The sequence below is a fragment of the Humibacter sp. RRB41 genome (assembly GCF_022761015.1).
In the GTDB taxonomy this organism is placed as follows: domain Bacteria; phylum Actinomycetota; class Actinomycetes; order Actinomycetales; family Microbacteriaceae; genus Humibacter.
In genome coordinates, this window is sequence record NZ_JAKWJQ010000004.1 from 182,918 (window position 1) to 203,154 (window position 20,237).

The 20,237-nt window shown below is 67.8% G+C and carries 20 protein-coding genes and 1 tRNA gene; 10 read left to right on the top strand and 11 right to left on the bottom strand.

Annotated elements, in window-relative coordinates; all coding sequences use genetic code 11:
* Positions 1-60: 60 nt before the first annotated feature.
* From MJ603_RS12165 to MJ603_RS12175, 3 genes are all read right to left on the bottom strand, one after another.
* Positions 61-831 carry an NAD(P)-binding domain-containing protein gene (locus MJ603_RS12165; RefSeq protein ID WP_308220596.1) on the bottom strand — a complete coding sequence of 257 codons (771 nt, stop codon included), beginning with the start codon at positions 829-831 and terminating at the stop codon, positions 61-63.
* Between the two features lie 131 nt (positions 832-962).
* Positions 963-2,297 (bottom strand): MFS transporter, encoded by a 1,335-nt coding sequence (locus tag MJ603_RS12170; RefSeq protein WP_243063995.1) that lies wholly within the window; start codon positions 2,295-2,297, stop codon positions 963-965.
* Positions 2,298-2,351: 54 nt separating this feature from the next.
* The gene (locus MJ603_RS12175) at positions 2,352-3,200 is read right to left on the bottom strand and encodes a helix-turn-helix transcriptional regulator (RefSeq protein WP_243063996.1); all 849 of its coding nucleotides are present in this window, start codon (positions 3,198-3,200) and stop codon (positions 2,352-2,354) included.
* 101 nt (positions 3,201-3,301) lie between these two features.
* On the opposite strand from MJ603_RS12175, the gene MJ603_RS12180 reads away from it, so the two are divergent.
* Positions 3,302-4,081: an SDR family oxidoreductase gene (locus MJ603_RS12180; RefSeq protein ID WP_243063997.1), complete on the top strand. Its 780-nt coding sequence runs from the start codon at positions 3,302-3,304 to the stop codon at positions 4,079-4,081.
* A 20-nt stretch (positions 4,082-4,101) separates the two neighbouring features.
* On the opposite strand, the gene MJ603_RS12185 is transcribed toward MJ603_RS12180, so the two are convergent.
* On the bottom strand, positions 4,102-4,947 hold the full coding sequence (locus MJ603_RS12185; protein ID WP_243063998.1) for an N-acetyltransferase: 846 nt from the start codon (positions 4,945-4,947) through the stop codon (positions 4,102-4,104).
* 149 nt (positions 4,948-5,096) lie between these two features.
* Here MJ603_RS12185 and MJ603_RS12190 point away from each other — a divergent pair, with 149 nt between their 5' ends.
* Positions 5,097-6,185 carry a hypothetical protein gene (locus tag MJ603_RS12190; protein WP_243063999.1) on the top strand — a complete coding sequence of 363 codons (1,089 nt, stop codon included), beginning with the start codon at positions 5,097-5,099 and terminating at the stop codon, positions 6,183-6,185.
* Between the two features lie 268 nt (positions 6,186-6,453).
* Entirely contained in the window at positions 6,454-7,572 is a 1,119-nt protein-coding gene (locus MJ603_RS12195) for a 3-deoxy-7-phosphoheptulonate synthase (protein ID WP_243064000.1), read from the top strand.
* Between the two features lie 55 nt (positions 7,573-7,627).
* Here MJ603_RS12195 and MJ603_RS12200 read toward each other — a convergent pair whose 3' ends face one another.
* Entirely contained in the window at positions 7,628-8,299 is a 672-nt protein-coding gene (locus tag MJ603_RS12200) for a GTP pyrophosphokinase family protein (protein WP_243064271.1), read from the bottom strand.
* Positions 8,300-8,443: 144 nt separating this feature from the next.
* Positions 8,444-8,938, bottom strand: a complete 495-nt coding sequence (locus MJ603_RS12205; RefSeq protein WP_243064001.1) for a MarR family winged helix-turn-helix transcriptional regulator — start codon at positions 8,936-8,938, stop codon at positions 8,444-8,446.
* 141 nt (positions 8,939-9,079) lie between these two features.
* Here MJ603_RS12205 and MJ603_RS12210 point away from each other — a divergent pair, with 141 nt between their 5' ends.
* The 4 genes from MJ603_RS12210 to MJ603_RS12225 all read left to right on the top strand — a co-directional run bounded on the left by MJ603_RS12210 (position 9,080) and on the right by MJ603_RS12225 (position 12,193).
* The gene (locus tag MJ603_RS12210) at positions 9,080-9,532 is read left to right on the top strand and encodes an iron chaperone (protein ID WP_243064002.1); all 453 of its coding nucleotides are present in this window, start codon (positions 9,080-9,082) and stop codon (positions 9,530-9,532) included.
* A gap of 62 nt (positions 9,533-9,594) precedes the next feature.
* Positions 9,595-9,666: transfer RNA gene (locus MJ603_RS12215), tRNA-Gln, on the top strand.
* Between the two features lie 54 nt (positions 9,667-9,720).
* Positions 9,721-11,184 (top strand): bifunctional UDP-N-acetylglucosamine diphosphorylase/glucosamine-1-phosphate N-acetyltransferase GlmU, encoded by a 1,464-nt coding sequence (gene glmU, locus MJ603_RS12220; RefSeq protein WP_243064003.1) that lies wholly within the window; start codon positions 9,721-9,723, stop codon positions 11,182-11,184.
* The gene (locus MJ603_RS12225) at positions 11,159-12,193 is read left to right on the top strand and encodes a ribose-phosphate diphosphokinase (RefSeq protein WP_279239265.1); all 1,035 of its coding nucleotides are present in this window, start codon (positions 11,159-11,161) and stop codon (positions 12,191-12,193) included. Before glmU ends, MJ603_RS12225 begins: the two co-directional genes overlap by 26 nt.
* 47 nt (positions 12,194-12,240) lie before the next feature.
* Here the strand turns inward: MJ603_RS12225 and MJ603_RS12230 are convergent, their stop codons facing one another.
* The 4 genes from MJ603_RS12230 to MJ603_RS12245 form a co-directional block, all read right to left on the bottom strand.
* Positions 12,241-12,579, bottom strand: coding sequence for a DUF202 domain-containing protein (locus MJ603_RS12230; protein WP_243064004.1), 339 nt, complete (start codon positions 12,577-12,579; stop codon positions 12,241-12,243).
* Positions 12,576-12,935: a YidH family protein gene (locus tag MJ603_RS12235; protein ID WP_243064005.1), complete on the bottom strand. Its 360-nt coding sequence runs from the start codon at positions 12,933-12,935 to the stop codon at positions 12,576-12,578. The genes MJ603_RS12230 and MJ603_RS12235 overlap by 4 nt, the downstream gene beginning before the upstream one ends.
* Positions 12,936-13,012: 77 nt before the next feature.
* Positions 13,013-14,467: an NADP-dependent phosphogluconate dehydrogenase gene (gene gndA, locus MJ603_RS12240; RefSeq protein ID WP_243064006.1), complete on the bottom strand. Its 1,455-nt coding sequence runs from the start codon at positions 14,465-14,467 to the stop codon at positions 13,013-13,015.
* Positions 14,468-14,521: 54 nt separating this feature from the next.
* Positions 14,522-15,439 carry an NAD(P)-dependent oxidoreductase gene (locus tag MJ603_RS12245; RefSeq protein ID WP_243064007.1) on the bottom strand — a complete coding sequence of 306 codons (918 nt, stop codon included), beginning with the start codon at positions 15,437-15,439 and terminating at the stop codon, positions 14,522-14,524.
* A gap of 47 nt (positions 15,440-15,486) precedes the next feature.
* Here MJ603_RS12245 and MJ603_RS12250 point away from each other — a divergent pair, with 47 nt between their 5' ends.
* From MJ603_RS12250 to lpdA, 3 genes are all read left to right on the top strand, one after another.
* Entirely contained in the window at positions 15,487-15,996 is a 510-nt protein-coding gene (locus MJ603_RS12250; protein ID WP_243064008.1) for a gluconokinase, read from the top strand.
* A gap of 139 nt (positions 15,997-16,135) precedes the next feature.
* Entirely contained in the window at positions 16,136-17,335 is a 1,200-nt protein-coding gene (gene rlmN / locus MJ603_RS12255; RefSeq protein ID WP_243064009.1) for a 23S rRNA (adenine(2503)-C(2))-methyltransferase RlmN, read from the top strand.
* 65 nt (positions 17,336-17,400) lie between these two features.
* The gene (lpdA, locus tag MJ603_RS12260) at positions 17,401-18,798 is read left to right on the top strand and encodes a dihydrolipoyl dehydrogenase (protein ID WP_243064010.1); all 1,398 of its coding nucleotides are present in this window, start codon (positions 17,401-17,403) and stop codon (positions 18,796-18,798) included.
* Between the two features lie 31 nt (positions 18,799-18,829).
* On the opposite strand, the gene uxaC is transcribed toward lpdA, so the two are convergent.
* A complete protein-coding gene (gene uxaC / locus MJ603_RS12265; RefSeq protein WP_243064011.1) occupies positions 18,830-20,236 on the bottom strand; it encodes a glucuronate isomerase in 1,407 nt (468 codons plus the stop codon).
* Position 20,237 lies beyond the last annotated feature (1 nt).

The following is a 20,237-nucleotide window of genomic DNA, read 5'->3' on the forward strand; positions in this document are numbered from 1 at the left end:
CCAGCGGCCAGTCCACCCTATCCGCGCCTGTGAGAGCGCTCAGGTTCAGCCGGACCGGGGTTACGCCACGCGCACCTTGCGCGCCCGCTCGACGACGCGCCCGCGTGCCGACTCCGGGAACGTCGTCAGCAGGTAGCGCACCTGCTCGGCGTCGACATCCGCTCCGAACAGCTCGGTGTTCGGCTCCATGCGGATGCCTTCGGCGAGCGATCCTGCCACCACCGGATCGAAGCCGAACGCATCGACGATGCGAGAGACGGCATCCAGAGCATCGGGGTCGTCGCCCGCGATGGCGATCGCCTTGCGCCCTTCCTCGCCTGCCGGGCGGGTCTCGTCTTCCAGGTCGTGGTAGCCCATGTGATTGAACGCCTTGATCACGCGCGACTCCGGCAGGAACCGCTGCACGATCTCGCTCGTCGATGTCAGCGGATCGTTGAGATCGTCCCGGATGCCGTCGATCTCCCACCAATAGTTCATCGCGTCGATGACGAGCTTGCCCTTGAGCGCGTCAACGGGCAGCGACTCGTGCTTGCCGAGCGGCAGGGCCAACACGACGGCGTCGGCATCGCGCGCCGCGTCCTCGGCGCTCGCAGCCTTCGCACCCGGCACGAGCACCTCGACGATCAACGCGATCTTGGCCGGGTCTCCCGAACCGGCGATCAGCACCTGGTAGCCGGCAGCGACCGCGAGCCGTCCGAGCACGGTGCCGAGCTTGCCGGCGCCGACGATGCCGATGGTACGGATGCCCGCCTGCGCCTGCGCCTGCGTACCTGCACCCGCCATGTCGTGGCCTGCGTCTACGTGCTCTGTGGCCTCATGCTCTGCGTCCACGTCGCCTCCTGGGTGAAAATCCTACGCGGGGCGCCCGCCGAGTGCCGAGTGGGCAGAATGGCGGCGTTCGTGTCGCCAGACGTGATCGGGATGATCATCGCTCACAGTGGACCGGGCTCAGTGGACCGGGCTCACACGTCCGGAGCGTCCGGCAGCTGTCGTAGTCGGACGAGGGGCGAGAACACCACGACACTGCACGACAGCAGCCCCAGCACGCACCCGATCCACATCGTCGGCACGATGCCGATCCACCCGCCGAGCGCTCCGCCGCCGACTCCCGCTATCGGGATGACGCCCCACACCACGAATCTGATCGACGCGTTCATGCGCCCGAGCAAGGGCGGCGGACAGATGCGCTGCCGAAACGACAGCTGGGCCACGTTGTAGACGACCACCGCGAACATGAAGAAGAACTCGCCGACGATGAGCAGCACGATCGCAGCGGACGGCACCGCGGCGGCGACCGGAATGAGGAACGGCGACACCGCGCTCACGAGGGCGGCGACCACGATGATGCGGCCCTCGCCGATGCGACGCGACAACGTCGAGGACGAGACGGCTCCGAGGATGCCGCCGATCGCGCCGATCGCTCCGATCAGTCCGAACACCGCGGGGGAGAGACCGAGCTCGCGCAGCACGAACAGGGACATCAGCACGGTCACGAGGCCCTCGAAGAGGTTCGACGCCGCGGTCATCATGACGATCCGCCGCAAGAGCCGATTGCCGAACACGAACCGAAGTCCCTCGCCGATCTCGCGAACCAGCGAGGCCTGAGGTGTCTTCTGGTGCCTGGGCTCGGCATCCCTGATCGACGCAACGAACCCGAACGAGAAGACGTAGCCGATCGAGGTCGCCAGCACGACGAGCGGCGCAGGCATGATCGCCAGAAGGCCGCCGGATGCCGCCGGGCCGCCGACTCGCGCCACCTGCGCGCTGGTCTCCAGTCCGGAGTTCGCGGCCGTCACCTGCCTCGGCTCGACCAGCCGCGGAACGTAGCTCTGATATGTGACGTCGAAGAACACGGTGGCGCCGCCGACGACGGCGCCGATCACGAACAGCTGCCACACCTGCAGCAGCCCCGACCACCACAGCACCGGAATGGATGCCAGTGCCAGCGCGCGAACCGCATCAGCGGTCATCATGACGCGACGTTTGCGCATCCGGTCCACCCACGCCCCGACCGGCAGCCCGATCACCAGGAACGCCAGCGTCTCCGCCGCGCTGAGGAGGCCGACCTGCTGAGCGGTCGCGTTCAGCACGAGCACGGCGAGCACGGGGATCGCAAGGGTGCCGACCTGCTCGCCGGCCTGGCTGAAGGTCTCGCCGATCCAGAGGCGAACGTAGGACCGATTGCGCCACACCGACGGGGTGCGCCGCGGCGGCGTTGCGGCATCCACCTGAGCGGATTCCATCGGAGTCGAGGCGCGCGCCGGCTCCCGCGAAGAGGCGTCGGCTGGCTCAGGCACCCGTCCACCCTAGTTGCGGCCGGCGCGCTCATCCCACCCGTCGGAGCGCGACGTTCAGGGCTGCGAGGTGAACTCCTGAGTGCCCAACACGGACAGCAAGCGCAGCTTCTCGGAGGCCTCCGACCCGGGCGGCGCCGTGAGAATGAGGAGCGCCTGGCCCTGATCCTCGGTGAAGAGCACCTGGCAGTCCAGCTCGATGGCGCCGACCTCGGGATGCACGAGCACCTTGTGATCCTCGAATCGCTTCGCGACCTCGTGCCGTTCCCACAGTCGTGCGAACTCGTCACTGACTTCCTGCAACAAGTCGACCAGCTCACCGGCCCGTGACGAGGCACCCGCCGCGCCGTATGCCACGCGCAGGCTCGCCACCATCGCCCGGGACTGCCGCGGCCGGTCGTGCTCCGGGTACAACTCCCGCTGCGTCTCGGGATGCGCGAACCACCGGTACACATCGCTGCGCTCCCAGCCGGTGCGCGCCGAGGCGTCGCCGAACAGGGCATCCGCCATGCGGTTCTGGGCGAGCGATTCGCCGAGGGTCGAGATGATCAGCGCCGGGGAGTCGTCAAGCCGGTCGAGCACCCGCAGCAGCGCCGGGGCGACGTGCGATGCCGTCGAACCCTGATCCGGGATCCCGTGCCCCGCCATGCGATACAGGTAGTCCCGCTCGTCGCGGCTGAGTCTCAGCGCCCTGGCGAGCGAGGCCAACATCTGCTCGCTCGGCTGCGGACCGCGCTGCTGCTCCAGCCTGGTGTAGTAGTCCACCGACATGGCGGCGAGCTGTGCGACCTCCTCGCGTCGCAGCCCTGGTGCGCGCCTGCGGGCACCCTGCGGCAGCCCGACGTCGGCCGGCTTCAGCTCGGCGCGACGGCGACGCAAGAACTCGGCGAGGGCGGCGGCATCCATGTCTTCCATCATCGCTGCCCGGCCTCACAGCAACCAGGGATCGCGGATCCCCCGATGAGTGCTCTCTGCCACGCTCGCCGTCGGGCGACGACGCTGAAAACATGCAGATCACCGGAAACACCATCTTCATCCCCGGCGCCACCAGCGGTATCGGCCTGGCACTGGCGCTCGCCCTCGAGGAGAAAGGCAACACCGTCGTCATCGGCGGGCGCCGAACCGAGCTGCTTGCGAGCATCCGCTCCGAGCACCCTGGCATCGACACCGTCGGGATCGATACCACGGATGCCGCGAGCATCGACACTGCGGCAGCCCACGTTCTCGCCACCCACCCCGACCTCAACGTGCTGATCGCGATGGCCGGCATCATGCGCGCCGAGGACTGGCACACGCCTACTGGATTCCTTGCCAGCGCTGAGGCGATAGTCACGACCAACCTGCTCGGGCCCATCCGCCTCATCGGCGCGTTCGTCGAACACCTGCAGACCCGGCCGGATGCCACGATCATGACGGTCTCGTCCGGACTCGCCTTCATCCCGCTGACGGTCACGCCGAGCTACAACGCCACGAAGGCCGCCATCCATATGCTCAGCGAGTCGCTGCGCCTGCAACTGGCAGACACAACGGTGCGCGTCACCGAACTGGTTCCGCCTGCGGTGCGCACCGAGCTGATGCCCGGCCAGCACGAGAGCGAATTCGCGATGCCGCTGGACGACTTCGTCGCCGAGGTCGTGCAGTTGATCGAGACCCAGCCGGATGCCCGCGAGCTGCTGGTGCAGAACGTCAAGTTCCTGCGCCACGGCGAGGCCCGCGGCGACTACGACCAGGTGGTTGCGACGCTCAACCGGCTCGATCCGCACGGTGACGCCGAGCAGGTAGCCTGATCCGTCGCCGCACCGCGCCCTCAGGCGGGCTCGGCGAAGTAGCGGTAAGCGGCGACCGGTGCGAACCCGAGCCGGTCGTAGAGTCTGCGCGCGGCGGCGTTCGAGGCCAGCACCTGCAACCACAGCCCTGTGACGCCGCGCTCGGCAGCGGCACGCGCAAGGGCGTCGATGACGGCGAGGGCGTGTCCGTTCCTGCGGGCATCCGGTCGGGTGGCGAGGGCGAACAGGCCTCCCCACGGAACGCCTCGCTGCTCGACGAGAGCCAGCCTGCCGACGGATGCCGCACCCTCCTCGTCGCGAACCGTCGCGTAAAGAGCCGGGCCGCCGGTGAGGATGCCGCGGGCGACGCCGCGCTGCGCAGCGCCGCCGCGCCCGTCCACCGACCACCACACGTCGAGCCACTCGTCGTCGAGCGTGTCCGTGACGACTACGCGGCCGCCGGCGGATGCGCGCGAGCCCAGAGCCCGCACGAGGGTCGCGAGGTCCACGGCGAGCACGAGCGTCTCGTTGCGCGGTGTGTATCCGCGGGCCACGAGCGCCTCGCCGAGCACAACATCGTCGTCGGACAGTTGGAACAGCGGCGGCAGGCTCTGCGCGCGGTAGAGCCTCTCGGCAGCGTCGATCGCTGCTTCGACATCGTCCACGCGGCCGGCCGGGTACACGGAGTTGGCGCGCTGCGTCACGCCGCTCGCGAACCGGGCGACCCAGCTCGCGGCATCCGTGCGACGGGCACTCGTGCCACCGACATCGGTGCCATCGAAATCTGTGCCATCGACATCCGTGCGCTCGATCGAGGGCCAGCCGGCGTCGGCGAGGGCTGCGAAGTCCGTGTCGGCCGGCCACGGCAGGGCGGTGGGAACGGGCATCCACCAACGCTAACCGACCGTCGCGTGCCCTTGTCAACTGCCGGCGGACCGTGCAAAGGTGGTCACGGTCGCCACCCCCTAACAGGGGTCGGAAACCATGGGGGCGGCCGTTCCCCACGGCCTGTTGGGGCTGAACACCGAGGAGCGGCATGTCTGAGGGCTACATCGTGGGATCCGGGCTGAATGGAACCGGCCGCTACCCGCGCTCCCTGACGCGGAAGGCGACAGGGGACAGCCGTGCATGGGGCTGGGGACTCTGGCTTCTGTTCGGCATCGCGTGCGGCGGCATCGGCCTGTTGCCGTGGCTCCTGACGGGCATGTCGCTTTCGGTGAAGAACGTCTGGGTGCAGGATGCCGGCGCATCGGAGGTATCGCCGGTGCTTCTTCCCCTCAGCCAGACCGCAGCCGTACGGTCCGTGGCGCTCATCGTCGTCGGGTCCGCGGCCGCTGGCATCCTGGCCCGTGCCCTGCACCGGCACTGGTCTGCAGGTGGATTCTGGGCTCTCGTCGGCGCCGTCGTGCTGGTGCAGCTCGGCGCGGCGGCGCAGTCCGTCGTCCTCGTGGTTCCGCAACTCGGCGACGGGACGGCATCCGTCGCATACCTCGCCGTCACGATCCTTGTGGTGCTGCTGGCGGTACTCGCGGGCGTTGCCGTGCTCACGTTGATCGCTCGCGCTCCTCGCGCAGGAGCCCTTCTCGGCATCGCGCTCGTCGCGTCTCCGTTCGCGCTGTGGATCGCGCGATTCACCTCGCTCTACGTGCCGGGGGACCTTGACCCGATCGTGACCGAGGCGCTGCTGTGGGTGCCGGCTGCCGTCGTCGGCGTGGCCATCGTGTGGTGTGGAGTGAACACCTTCGGTCGGGTTCTGGCGGCGATCGTCGCCCTCGCGCTCCTGTGGGTCGGGTCGCCGCTCACGACAGCCCTGGGCGGGGCGTTGGGCTCCCGGATGCTGGTCAGCTCGTTCGCGGGCACGGTCCAGCACCTCGTCGACGTGATCCGCTCGGCTCTGTTCGAGGTGCACCCCGCTCTGCTTCCCCTCGGTGTCGCGATCGTGATCGCCATCGTCGGCTCAGTGCTGCGTGCGCTCATCGGCAGGGCACGGCGAGCACGCCGCGCGTCGTACGACGACTCCGAACAGTACGACGTGGACGGGGACGGCACGGACCAGTACGACACGGCAGTGCTCTACGGCAACGCATCCTCGTTCGATGCACCGACGCAGCAGCTCGGTGTGTGAACGGCTTCGCTCGCGGTCGCTGTCTGTTGGACCCTTTGGCGACGCTGCGCACAAGGTGCTAGCCTCACCCGCATGACAAACCGCTGGTATGCGTATTTCGCGTTGGCTCTGGAGGAGCCGACGGTCACGAAGCGCTGACCAGCACCTTCTCCAGAGCCAACGGGCAGGATCATCACGATCCTGCCTTTCGCCTTTAACCGGCGGCTGGCACTGGGCACACAGGCGCTGAGCCTCTCGCCGGGAGACACGAACCCCACGAGAGGACACCATGAACACCACGGCCAACACCAGGGTGACGGCGATCGAAGCGCTGCCGACGCCTGCGCACGTGAGAGCCGAGGCGCCGCTCGGCGCTGACGCCGCGGCGCTCGTCGAACGCAGCCGCCACGAGATCGAGGCCGTACTGCGCGGGGATGACCCGCGACTTCTCGTCGTCGTCGGTCCCTGCTCGGTACACGATCCGGATGCCGCACTCGACTACGCCCGCCGACTCGCCACGCTCGCGCACGAGCACCGCGACGACCTGCTGATCGTGATGCGCGTGTACTTCGAGAAGCCGCGCTCCACGGGCGGCTGGAAGGGGCTCATCAACGACCCGCACCTCGACGGCACCCACCGCGTCACCGACGGCCTGCGCATGGCGCGCAGGCTGCTGATCGACATCCTCGACCTCGGCCTGCCCGTCGGTTGCGAGTTCCTCGAGCCGACCAGCCCGCAGTACATCGCGGATGCCGTCAGCTGGGGCGCGATCGGCGCCCGCACCACCGAGAGCCAGATCCACCGCCAGCTGGCCAGCGGGCTCTCGATGCCGATCGGCTTCAAGAACGCCACCGACGGCGACGTTCAGGTAGCCGTCGACGGCTGCACTGTCGCCGGGCAGAGGCACGTGTTCTTCGGCGTGACCGACGACGGCAAAGCCGCACTCGTGTCAACGAGCGGCAACGACGCGGCACACATCATCCTTCGTGGCGGGAGGAGCGCCCCGAACTACGACTCGGCGAGCGTGGCGGATGCCGCGGGCCTGCTCGCGCGCGCCGGACTCACCCCTCGCGTGGTCGTCGACGCGAGCCACGGCAACAGCGGCAAGAGCCACGTACGTCAGGCATCCGTGTTGCGCGAGCTCTCCGAGCAGGTGCGCGCGGGTGAGCCGATCGCCGGAGTGATGGCGGAGAGCTTCCTCGTGCCAGGCAACCAGTCGCTCACGGAGGCCGGACGCGACGCACTCGTCTACGGGCAGAGCATCACGGATGCCTGCATCGGCTGGGACGACACGGCGACCGTGCTGCGCGACCTCGCCGCAGCCGCGAATGCTCGCGCCGGCTCCCGCGTCCCTGCACCCCGGCTGCGCCAGGTCGGCACTCGTGCGCCGGACAAGGTTGCGCAATAGTGCCGCCGCGGCGCGATCAGCGGCAGGCAGCCGCAGCTGGTCGCGCCCCGCCGGCTCAAATGGACAGTGACCGCGGCGGTTCCGGGTACCCGCGAACCTCGTGGTGCAGCCGCTCCATGGTCGCGTCGAGGTGGGCGGCCGTCTCGGCGGCCTCGGTCAGCCCTTCGATGAGGTGCTTCGGAACCTGCCGGTCGTACTTGTAATACGTCTTGTGCTCGAGGCTCGCCCAGAAGTCCATGGCGATGGTGCGGAACTGCACTTCGACCCGCACCTGCTGCGGCCCGCTCGAAAGGAAGACGGGTACCTCGAGAATGACGTGCAGGCTGCGATATCCGTTGGGCTTCGGGTGCGCGATGTAGTCCTTCACTTCGAGCACCGTGATGTCGTCCTGCGAGGTGAGCATCTCGAAGATGCGGTACACATCGCTGACGAAGCTGCAGATCACCCGAACGCCTGCGATGTCGGAGAGTCCGTCTTTGATGGCGTCGAGGTCGAGCGGGATGCCCTTCCTCGCCGCCTTCTCGAGCACGCCGTCGAGCGGCTTGACGCGGCACGCGATGTTCTCGATCGGGTTGTATCCGGCGGTGAAGTTGAATTCCTCGCGCAGGATCGTCAGCTTCGTCTCGACCTCGGAGACCCCGAACTTGTATCGCATCAGGAATCGGTTGATCTGATCCCGTAGCGCTGTCAGTTCTGCCACCGTGTTGCTGTCCGCGTGGTCGAGCAGTTCGACGGCACGGTCGCTCAGCAGGGGAGTGCCGGGTCTGGTCGGAAGCGGGTCGTCTTCACTCACCCTTCGAAGCTATCGGCCGTGTCTTGGCAAACGGTGTGCACGATTGAGGGCTCTCTGGTGTCTGGCGCGCAGGACAACTCAGTCGAAGTCAAGGCTGAGCTTGCGCAGGAGCCCGGCGAGTCTCGTCTGATCCCCGGGCGCCAGTGTTCGCAGCAACTCCGCCTCGGCGTCGACGAGGCGGGTGATCGCGGCATCCACCCTCGTCAATCCCTGGGAGGTCATGCGCACCAGGATGCCGCGCCCGTCGTTCGGGTCGGTCTGCCGCTCGACGAGGCCGCGCTCGACGAGCCGATCGATGCGGTTGGTCATCGTGCCGCTGGAGACCAGGGTCTGCGTGAGCAGAGCTTTGGGACTGAGTCGATACGGCGTGCCGGCCCTGCGCAGTGCCGAGAGCACGTCGAACTCCCACGATTGCAGCTCGGAGCGGCCGAACGCGCCCCGACGGGCGCGGTCGAGGTGCCGGGAGAGCCTGTCGACCCGCGACAGCACCTGCAGCGGATCGAAGTCCAGGTCGGGTCGCTCGCGCACCCACGCGTCGACGATCCTGTCGACTTCGTCAGCGTGCTCGGCCATCCCCCCATTATCCGTTGGCGCGGGTCTGGGCGGCACAGGTGCCGTGCGACACCGCCGCCGGATCGCGCAGTTTCGGAGAAGTCGCCGGCGACGGTAGCTGCCTAGCATGAGGAAATCCCATTACAGACAGGAGCTGAGACCATGGCCGAGACGAAGAAGACCTCGACGAAACCGCAGTTCTCGACCGAGGAACGTGCGGCGATGAGGGAGTACACAGATGAGCTGAAGCGCACCGCCAAGCGTGGTGGCAAGACGACCAGGGAGGACGGCGAGCGCGACCTGTTGGAGAAGGTCGCCGGGATGCCGGAACCGGATCGCTCGATGGCTCAGCGGGTTCACGAGATCATCAGCCAGGCGGCGCCCGAGCTCGTCCCGAAGACCTGGTACGGCATGCCGGCGTATGCGATCGGGAAAGATACCATCTGCTTCTTCCAACCGGCGGGCAAATTCAAGGCGCGGTATTCGACGCTCGGCTTCAACGACAAGGCGAAGCTCGACGACGGGGAGCTCTGGCCGACCTCGTTCGCCGTCACGGAGTTGACACCGGAGGTCGAGAAGCGCATCGCTGAACTGGTGCGGCGCGCCGTCGATTGACGTGGCGGGCGGTGCCGGAATGCGCGGGCATCCGCTGCTCTCTGGCAGACTGGAGGGCGCGATCCGCCGTAGTGTAATGGCAGCACGACAGCCTTTGGAGCTGTTAAGTCCAGGTTCGAGTCCTGGCGGCGGAGCTTTCGTGGGTCGCATCGGTCGGCGGATCGGGCTCGGTCGGGAATACTGTTACGGTGACCGATCCGAACCTCGCCATCATCGTGCTCGCCGCCGGCCAGGGCACCCGCATGAAGTCGTCGACCCCCAAGCTGTTGCACGAGCTGGCGGGTGCGCCGATCGTCAGCCATGTGCTCGCGACGGCCGAGGCGCTCGATCCGTCCGTCGTGCTCGCCGTGGTGCGGCACGAACGCGATCGTGTCAGCGACGTGATCACCGCCGCGGTTCCGCACGCCGTGATCATCGACCAGGATCACGTTCCCGGCACGGGCAGAGCGGTGGAGCAGGCGATCCACGATCTGCCGGACGGCTTCACCGGCGAGGTGCTCGTGCTCAACGGCGACGTTCCGTTGCTGGATGCCGACACCCTGCGCGACCTCGTCGAGCGCCACCGCAGCAGCGGAGCGGCGGCCACCGTGCTGAGCAGCGTCGTGCAGGATGCTTCCGGTTACGGCCGCATCGTGCGCGTCTCCGACGGCGCGTTCGACCGCATCGTCGAGCACAACGACGCGACGGCCGCGGAGCTCGCCATCGACGAGATCAACGCGGGCATCTACGTCTTCGGCGTCGGCGCGCTGCGCGACCAGTTGGCGAACCTCAGCACCGACAACGCGCAGGGCGAGAAGTACCTCACCGACGTGATCGAGCTCCTGCGTCGCGCGGGCAGCGACGTGAGCGCCGTGCCGGTCACCGACTCGTGGAAGGCCGAGGGCATCAACGATCGCGCCCAGCTCAGTGAGGCGGCCGCGAGGCTCAATGCGCTCATCGTCCGCGGCTGGCAGCTGAACGGCGTCACGGTGCAAGACCCAGCCACCACGTGGATCGACCTCACCGTCACGCTGCAGAACGACGTGACGATTCTGCCTGGCACGCAGCTCAAGGGCGCGACGACCGTGGCGAGGGATGCCGTGGTCGGCCCCGACACCACCCTCGTCGACTGCGAGGTCGGCGAAGGTGCGACCGTGAAGCGCACGGACGCGACGCTCGCGGTGATCGGTGCTCGGGCATCCGTCGGACCGTTCTCGTATCTGCGGCCAGGGGCGGTTCTCGACGAGAACGGCAAGATCGGCACGTTCGTCGAGGTGAAGAACTCGCACATCGGCGCCGGCAGCAAGGTGCCACACCTCAGCTACATCGGCGACACGACGATCGGCCGTCGTGTCAACCTCGGCGCCGGAGCGATCACGGCGAACTACGACGACCTCGCCAAGCACCGCACCGAAATCGGCGACGAGGTGCACACGGGCTCGCACAACGTCTTCGTTGCGCCCGTTAGGATCGGAGACGGCGCGAAAACCGGAGCCGGAGCCGTCGTCCGCAAGGATGTCCCCGCCGGCGCCCTGGCACTCAGCGTCGCCCCTCAGCGCAACATCGAGGGATGGGTCGAGAAGAACCGACCGGGGACGGGGGCGGCGGGTGTCGCTGCTCAGGCCCGGTCCGCACAGAAAGCGGACGATGGGACGCAAGGACAAGACGGTTGATCTCGACCGGGAACGCGGAATAGCTCCAGGCATCGTCGCCAAGACGAAGAAGCGGTTGGTCGTCGCCTCCGGCAGGTCGCACATGGCACTGGCCATCGAGGTGGCCAGTTCGCTCGGGACCGAGCTCGTGCCGACCGAGTACCGCACGTTCGCATCGGGTGAGATCCTCACCAGGTTCGAGGTGTCGATCCGTGGGTGCGATGTCTTCCTCATCCAGTCGTTCGGCCCGCCGGTCAACGAGTGGCTCATGGAACTGCTCATCATGCTGGATGCCGCCAAGCGTGCGTCCGCGAAGCGGATCACCGTTGTCGCTCCCTATTACCCGTACTCCAGGCAGGACAAGAAGGGTCGCGGCCGCGAACCGATCAGCGCGCGGCTCGTGTCCGATCTGCTCAAGACCGCCGGTGCCGACCGCGTCATGACGCTCGACCTGCACGCTGCGCAGATCCAGGGGTTCTTCGACGGCCCCGTCGACCACCTCTTCGCGAAGCCGGTTCTGCTCGAGTACTTCAAGCAGACCCTTTCGCCCGAGGACCGCGAGAATCTCACCGTCGTGTCGCCGGACACCGGCCGCGTGCGCGTCGCCGACCAGTGGTCGGACAGCCTCGGCGCGCCGCTCGCGATCATCCACAAGCGCCGCGACCCGAACGTGGCCAACAAGGTCACTGTGAACGAGATCGTCGGCCGCGTGCGTGGCAGGGTGTGCCTCCTCGTCGACGACATGATCGACACCGGCGGCACCATCGTGAAGGCTGCAGAGGCGCTGAAGGAGAATGGCGCGGAGCGCGTCATCGTCGCAGCGACCCACGCGGTCTTCAGCGATCCGGCGACGTCGCGGCTTCAGGACGACTCGATCGACGAGGTCGTCGTCACCGACACGATTCCGGTCCCGGCGGAGAAGCGCTTCCCGGGTCTCACCGTGCTGCCGATCGCTCCGCTGCTGGCGCGCGCGATCCACGAGGTCTTCGAGGACGGATCGGTCACGTCGATGTTCGACGGCGCCGCGTAGCGGAGACGGGCGTCTCGTCGTTCTCGAGCGTTCAGGCCCGAGCCGCGCTACCGGTCGATCAGCACCGAGGCGATTCCCACGCCGCAGGCGACAAGCGTCGACAGAGCCAGCAGTCCGAGCGGGACGGCCGGCGCGGCCAGCGGCACGCTGTCGTGATGCCTGCCACTCCCCGCGAGCGCCCGGCCGCGCAGGTTGCCGTAGACGACGAATGCGGATGCCACGAGCAGCAGCAGCACGCCCGTCACCGTGAGCGGCACGGCGCCGGTGACCCAGCCGTTGCGCAACGCCAGCAGGCCGTTCACCGCCAGCGCCAGGCACGTCCGCGACCAGGACAGCGCCGTGCGCTCGCCTTGCAGACCGGGATCGCGCGAGGACGACTCGCTCATCGCCCGTAGATCGCGATCAGAACGGTGAGCACCGCTGCGACCGCGAGCACGACGGCCGCGATGAGGGGGACCGCCACCGTGAGCGGCAGCCGTCGCCGCTCGCGCATCGCGATCTCGTTCGCCCGCCAGCGCACGTAGGCGACCACCGCGAGCACGGCCGACAGCGCTCCGAGCACGACGGCGAGCACCACGGTGACCCAATGCGGGCCGATCTTCGTCGAGAACTCCTCCAGCAGCACGGCACCCGCGAGGATGGCGAGCGCCGTCCGGATCCACGCCAGAAACGTGCGCTCGTTCGCCAGCGAGAACCGGTAGTCGGGGTCTTCGCCGCTTTCACGCCACTTCGGTTCACGCATGCGTCAAGGCTAGGGCGTGTTGCCGCCCCGCTGGTCGAGGCACACCTCCCCCGGCTACTCGACCGGTGACGGCACGCCTAGTGGCCGGACCCCGCGGTCTCGATCTCCGATCGGTCGCCCGACCACAGCGTGTGGAAGACGCCGTCCTTGTCGACCCGCTTGTAGGTGTGGGCGCCGAAGAAGTCACGCTGACCCTGCACCAGGGCGGCCGGCAGGCGATCGGCGCGCAGGCCGTCGTAATAGGCCAGGCTCGAGCTGAACGCGGGGGAGGGGATGCCGCCCTGTGCTGCGGCCACCACCACGCGACGCCACGCCTCCTGCGTGCGAGCGAGCGCCTCGCGGAAGTATGGCGCGGTCAGCAGCGCGACCAGGCCGGCATCCTCGGCGTACGCCTCGGTGATGCGGTTGAGGAACTGCGCGCGGATGATGCAACCACCGCGCCAGATCGCAGCGATGTCGCCCTTCTTGATGTCCCAGCCGTACTGCTCGGCACCCGCGACGATCTCGTCGAAGCCTTGCGAATACGCCACGATCTTCGACGCATACAGGGCCTGACGCACGTCCTCGACGAAGGCATCCGGGTCGGCGACCGTCCACGACTCCGACGGACCCGGCAGGTCGGATGCCGCCGCGCGCTGAGCAGGCTTGCTCGACAGCGACCTGGCGAACACGGCCTCGGCGATGCCGGAGACCGGGATGCCCAGGTCGAGCGCCGTCTGAACGGTCCAGGCACCGGTGCCCTTCGCTCCCGCCTGATCGAGGATCACGTCGACGAGCGGTTTGCCCGTTTCGGCATCCGTCTGGCGGAGCACCTCGGCGGTGATCTCGATCAGGTAGCTCTCGAGCTCGCTCTTGTTCCACTCGGCGAAGATGTCCGCGATCTCGGCCGGGCTCTTGCCGGTGCCGCGGCGGATCAGGTCGTAGGCCTCGGCGATCAGCTGCATGTCGGCGTATTCGATACCGTTGTGCACCATCTTCACGAAGTGGCCTGCGCCGTCGTGACCCACGTGCGTCACGCACGGCTCGCCCTCGGCGATGGCCGCGATCGAACGCAGGATCGGACCGAGCGTCACCCACGACTCGTCCGACCCGCCCGGCATGATCGAGGGGCCGTTCAGCGCGCCCTCCTCGCCGCCGGAGATGCCCGCGCCGACGAAGTTGATGCCGGTCTCGCGTACTGCCTTCTCGCGACGGATCGTGTCGGTGAACAGGGCGTTGCCGCCGTCGACGATGATGTCGCCGGGCTCGAACACCTTCGTGAGCTCGTCGATCACGGCATCCGTGCCACGACCGGCCTGCACCATGATGATCGCGGTGCGCGGCTTCGACAGGGTCGACGCGAACTCCTCGTACGTGGACGCCGCCAGGAACTCCGCCTCGGGGTGCTCGTCGAGCAGGGTCTGCGTCTTGTCGTAGTGACGGTTGAAGATCGCCACCGAGTTGCCCTCGCGGCTGGCGAGGTTGCGGGCCAGATTCGACCCCATCACCGCCAGTCCGACAACACCGATGTTCGCTTCTGCTTCGTTGGACATGGGACTCCTTCACGGGGTCTGTTCTGGTTTGCGTTGGGTCTGTTGCCGCCCTGGTCAAGAGCGCGAGAGTGAGGAGAGGTACTCCTGAACGACGCTCATGTCGTTCTCGCCGTATCCGGCGTTCACCAGCGCTTCGAACACCTGGCTCAGCACGGTGAGCTGGGGCGTAGCGGTGTTCGTCGCATCCGCTTCGTCGCGGGCGAACCCGAGGTCTTTCACCATGAAGGCGGCGGGCCCCGAGACGCTGTAATCCTTCTCGATGAGCCGCTGTTTTCGGCTTTCGAGCAGACGACTACCAGCGTAGCCGCCAGCGAACATCTCCAGCAGCGCGGCGACGTCGAGCCCGCTTCGCTCCGCGAGCACTGTCGCTTCACTCAGCGCGACGATCGTCGCAGCGACGACCATCTGGTTGCACGCCTTGGCGACCTCGCCCGATCCGATCGGTCCGAGCAGCGCGGGACGGCCCAGCACTTCGAGCACCGGGCGCACGCGTTCGAAGTCGCTGGATGCCCCGCCGACCATGATCGAGAGAGTCGCCGCCTCCGCGCCGTCCGTGCCACCGCTGACGGGTGCGTCGAGCGTGTGCAGAAGGCCACCGGTGGTGGCGTCGAGTCTCGATGCGAGGCCGCGGACTTCATCGGGCGACGACGTGGAGACGATCACCAAAGTAGCCTCGCGTCGGATGCCGGCGAGCATGCCGTCCTCCCCGCCGAGGAGCGGCTCCAGCTGCTGCAGATCGGGCAGCACGGAGAGGACGACGTCGCTGCGCTCGGCGAGCCCGCGTGGACTCGCCGCGACGCGCGCACCCGCGCCTTCGACACCGGCCAGCCGCTCACGGTCGCGCCCGTACACGAAGACGTTGCCGACGGCATCCGCTTGCAGCAGGTTCATCGTCATCGGTCTGCCCATGTTGCCCACTCCGAAGACACCGACTGACGGGCGTGCGGCACGAGGCGACGACTGGCTCGACATGCGCACAAGTATCTCGCGGAGGATGTCTCGGGACAGAATGGTGAACCATGACCGTCGTTCCTCCCGCCCAACTGCCGCCCATCGTGCTGATGGGAGTGAGCGGCGCCGGCAAATCCGTGGTGGGCAACGCCCTCGCCGATGCATCCGGCCGCGTCTTCATCGATGGGGACGACCTGCATCCCGCGGCCAACAAGGAGAAGATGCGCGCCGGCGTCCCGTTGACGGATGCCGACAGGGCGCCCTGGCTGCGCATCATCGGCGAGCGACTGGCCGTCGGCGACGGGGTGATCGTGGCGTGCAGCGCACTCAAGCGGCGTTATCGGGATCTGCTGCGCGAGTACGCACCCGGCACGTACTTCGCGCACCTCGATCCGAGTCGCGAGGTGCTTCGGGCGCGGCTCGCGGCGCGTGTGCACGAGTACATGCCGGCCGGGCTGCTGGACTCGCAACTCGGCTCACTCGAGCCGCTGCAGCCCGACGAGTTCGGCGCGGTGTTCCGTGTCGACGAAACGGTGGATGCGACGGTCGCAGACATCCGCGCAGCCCTCGCCGACTAGTCTCCCCCACCCACCCCCCGCCTTCCGGTCGCGAAATCTGTTGCCTCGGCGACGAAAAAGACAACAGATTTCGCGACCGGAACGAAGGGGAGGGGAGGGGCCCATCAGTCGTTCAGCGTGCGGCTGAGAGAATGGGTCGGTGACTGACACGACGATCCCCTCCGGCTCCCGCCCGCAGGTGCGCCCCGCGGCCGAGGGCTGGACCCAACAGACGACGGCAGAGGGCCGGCCTGTTCTGCAGTTCGCGTCGCCTCGTCGCAAGCAGCCGGAGACCCACCTCGCCGACCTGACGCCCGCCGAACGCAAGGCGAAGGTCGAAGAGCTCGGCCTGCCGGGCTTCCGCGCCAACCAGCTGTCGACCCACTACTTCACGCACTACACGACGGATGCCTCGGCCATGACGGACCTTCCGGCCGACGGCCGCGAAGAGCTCGTCTCCGCCCTGCTCCCGAACCTCCTCACCGAGGTGCGGCGCCTGCGAACCGACGACGGCAAGACGATCAAGTTCCTCTGGAAGCTGTTCGACGGAGCCCTCGTCGAGTCGGTCCTGATGCGCTATCCGGGCCGCATCACGCTCTGCATCTCGTCGCAGGCAGGCTGCGGCATGAACTGCCCGTTCTGTGCGACGGGACAGGCGGGACTGACCCGCAACCTGTCATCCGCAGAGATCGTCGACCAGATCGTCGCGGCCAACAAGGCGATCGCCGACGGCGAGCTCGGCCACCGGCCGTCCGGTACGGCAGAGCGCGTGCACAACATCGTGTTCATGGGCATGGGCGAGCCCCTGGCCAACTACAACCGGTTGATGAAGGCGGTGCGCATCATGGTGGCGCCGCAGCCCGACGGCCTCGGCATGTCGGCACGCGGCATCACGGTGTCGTCGGTCGGGCTGGTGCCTGCCATCCGCAAGCTCGCCGACGAAGACATCCCGCTCACGTTCGCACTCTCGCTTCACGCGCCAGACGACGGGCTGCGTGACGAGCTCATCCCGGTGAACTCCCGCTGGAAGGTGGACGAGGCGCTGGATGCCGCCCGCTACTACTTCGAGAAGACCGGCCGCCGCGTCTCCATCGAGTACGCACTGATCAAGGACATGAACGACCACGGTTGGCGTGCCGACCTGCTCGCTCAGAAGCTCAACGAGCGCGGTCACGGGTGGGTGCATGTCAACCCGATTCCGCTCAATCCGACGCCCGGATCCATCTGGACCGCGAGCGAGAAGGATGTCACGGCCGAGTTCGTGCATCGCATCGAGCAGGCGGGTATCCCGACCACGCTGCGCGACACTCGCGGCAAGGAGATCGACGGCGCCTGCGGCCAGCTCGCCGCCGCGGAGTAACCGGTAGCATCCCGTAGCGGAACGCCCGCGCGCAGCCAACCCGTCCACTGCCAAGGAGGACCCCCATGCCCCACTTCGATCTCGTCGTCCTCGGTGCCGGCCCCGGCGGTTACGTCGCCGCCGTGCGTGCGGCACAGCTCGGTCTGCAGGTCGCCGTCGTCGAGCAGCAGTACTGGGGCGGTGTGTGCCTCAATATCGGCTGCGTGCCGGCCAAGACGCTGATCCGCAACGCCGAGGTGCTCAGCCTCGTCACGCGCGAGGGGGCGCAGTTCGGTATTTCGGGTGACATCCACGCCGACTACGGCGTCGGCTGGGACCGCAGCCGGCAGGTCGCGGATGCCCGTGCCAAGGGCGTGCACTACCTCATGCGCAAGAACAAGATCACCGAGTTCGACGGCCACGGGTTCTTCACCGGCCCGAAGTCGATGGACGTGGCGCTCGCCGCGAGCGGCACGGAGCAGCTCACGTTCGACAATGCGATCATCGCGACCGGCTCGACCGTTCGACTGCTGCCGGGTGTGGAGCTCAGCGACAACGTGGTGACCTACAAGGAGCTCATCCTCGACCGCGAACTGCCGAAGTCGATGGTCATCGTCGGCGCAGGAGCGATCGGCCTCGAGTTCGCCTACGTGCTGGCGAACTACGGCGTGCAGGTCAGCGTGATCGAGTTCCTCGATCGTGCGCTGCCGAACGAAGACGTGGATGTCTCCAAAGAGATCACGAAGCATTTCAAGGCTCTCGGCGTGCCGATCCTGACCTCCACGAAGGTCGAGACCGTGGTTGACGACGGCAGTCAGGTCACCGTCACCTACACGGGCACGGACGGCGCGCAGGACAGCGTCGTGGCAGACAAGGCGCTGATCTCGGTCGGGTTCGCGGCGAACGTCACGGGATACGGCCTGGAGAACACCGGCGTCGAGCTCACCGAGCGCGGTGCGATCGCGATCGACGACTTCATGCACACGAACATCGACGGCATCTACGCGATCGGCGACGTGACGGCAAAGCTTCAGCTCGCCCACGTGGCGGAGGCGCAGGGCATCGTCGCAGCAGAGACGATCGGCGGAGCAGAGACCATGGCGCTCGGCGACTACCGCATGATGCCGCGCGCCACCTACATGCAGCCGCAGGTCGCCAGTTTCGGCCTCACGGAGCAGCAGGCGCGCGACGCCGGCTACGACGTGGAGGTGTCGACCTTCCCGATGCTGGCGAACGCCAAGGCGCACGCCCTCGGGGATGCCCGTGGCTTCGTCAAGCTCGTCGCCGACGCGACGCACCACGAGCTGCTCGGCGGCCACATGGTGGGCCTCGACGTGTCGGAGCTGCTGCCAGAGCTCACGCTGGCTCAGAAGTGGGATCTCGGCGCTCTCGAGCTCGCTCGCAACGTGCATCCGCACCCGAGCCTGTCCGAGTCGATGCAGGATGCCTTCCACGGCCTCACCGGCCACATGATCAACCTGTAGACCACCCCTCGCTACTCGACCGGCGAAGGTCTCACAGTCGGAAGGTGCCGACCGGGATATCCTTCACCAGTCGTCGTGCGACGCCCAGGGCGTCGTCCTCGCTGAGCTGGTGGGTGACGACGAGGGATGCCAGGTAGCCGGCATCCACTCGCCGCGACATGTCGTGCCTGGCCGGGATCGAGCAGTAGGCGCGGGTGTCGTCGATGAACCCGCTCGTCTTCGTGAAGCCGACGGAGTCGGTCACCGCCGAACGGTACCGCGCGATTCCGGCGGGGGAGTCGAGGTACCACCAGGGCGCTCCCGCGTACACGCTCGGGTAGAACCCTGCGAGCGGCGCGATCTCGCGGGAGAACAGCGTCTCGTCCACCGTGAACAGCACCAGGCGGAAGGTGGAGTTCACTCCGAAGTCGCGCAGGATCGGCGTGAGCGGCACGGTGTACCCGCCCACCGCCGGCAGGTCGTGACCGGTATCCGGCCCGAACGCCTCGAACGTCGGCTTGTGGTGGTTGCGGATGACCCCGGCGTGCAGCTGCATCACGAGGCCGTCGTCTGCACTCATCTCCGCCAGGCGATAGAGCATGTTGCGCCGATAGGCATCCGCCTCGCCCTGCGTGATCGGCCCCAGCAAGGCCTCGCGGTGGATGCGCTCGGCGACGGCAGCCTCCAGCGGCTCACTTCCCGCGTCGATCACGCCGGTGTCGGTGGCGGTTCCACCCGCGGCTTTGAAGTACGCGCGACGTGAGCGCAGGGCGTCGAGCAGCCCCGCGTAACTACCGGTGTCGATGTTCGACGCCTGTGAGAGCGCGTCGAGCTTTGCCCGCCAGGTCGACTCGAGCGGATGCATGTACCTGTCGGCGCGGAACGTGGGAACGACGCGGCCGGTGAAGGTCGGATCGTCGCGCAGCGCGAGATGAGCCGAAAGGTCGTCCGCCGGATCATCCGTTGTGGCGAGCACCGAGATACGGAACCGGTCGAAGAGGGCGCGGGGCCGGAACTCCGGCCTCCCGAGCGCCTCGAGCAGCTGGTCGTAGAGGGCGTCGGCGGTCTGCTGCGACGGGGCATCCGTGAGCCCGAAGACCTCGGAGAACTCGCTCTCGAACCAGTAGCGCACCGGTGTGCCGAGAAAGACGTCCCAGTGTGCGCAGAGCCGTCGCCAGATCTCCCGGCCTGATGCCTGTCCGGCTGCCGGTCCGAGTCCCAGTTCGCCGAGCGGAACCCCGACGGCGTGCAGCAACCGTGTCACGTAGTGATCAGGCGTGATGAGCAGCGATGCCGGGTTGCCGAACGGGTCGTCGTCCAGAAGCATCCGGGCGTCGACATGGCCGTGCGGCGAGTAGATCGGAGAATCCGCGACCTCACCATAGAGGCGACGCGCGACGTCGCGGGTGGCTGGGTCGGCCGGCAGCAGGCGATCGGCGTGCGGGGTCAAGGCGGTCATG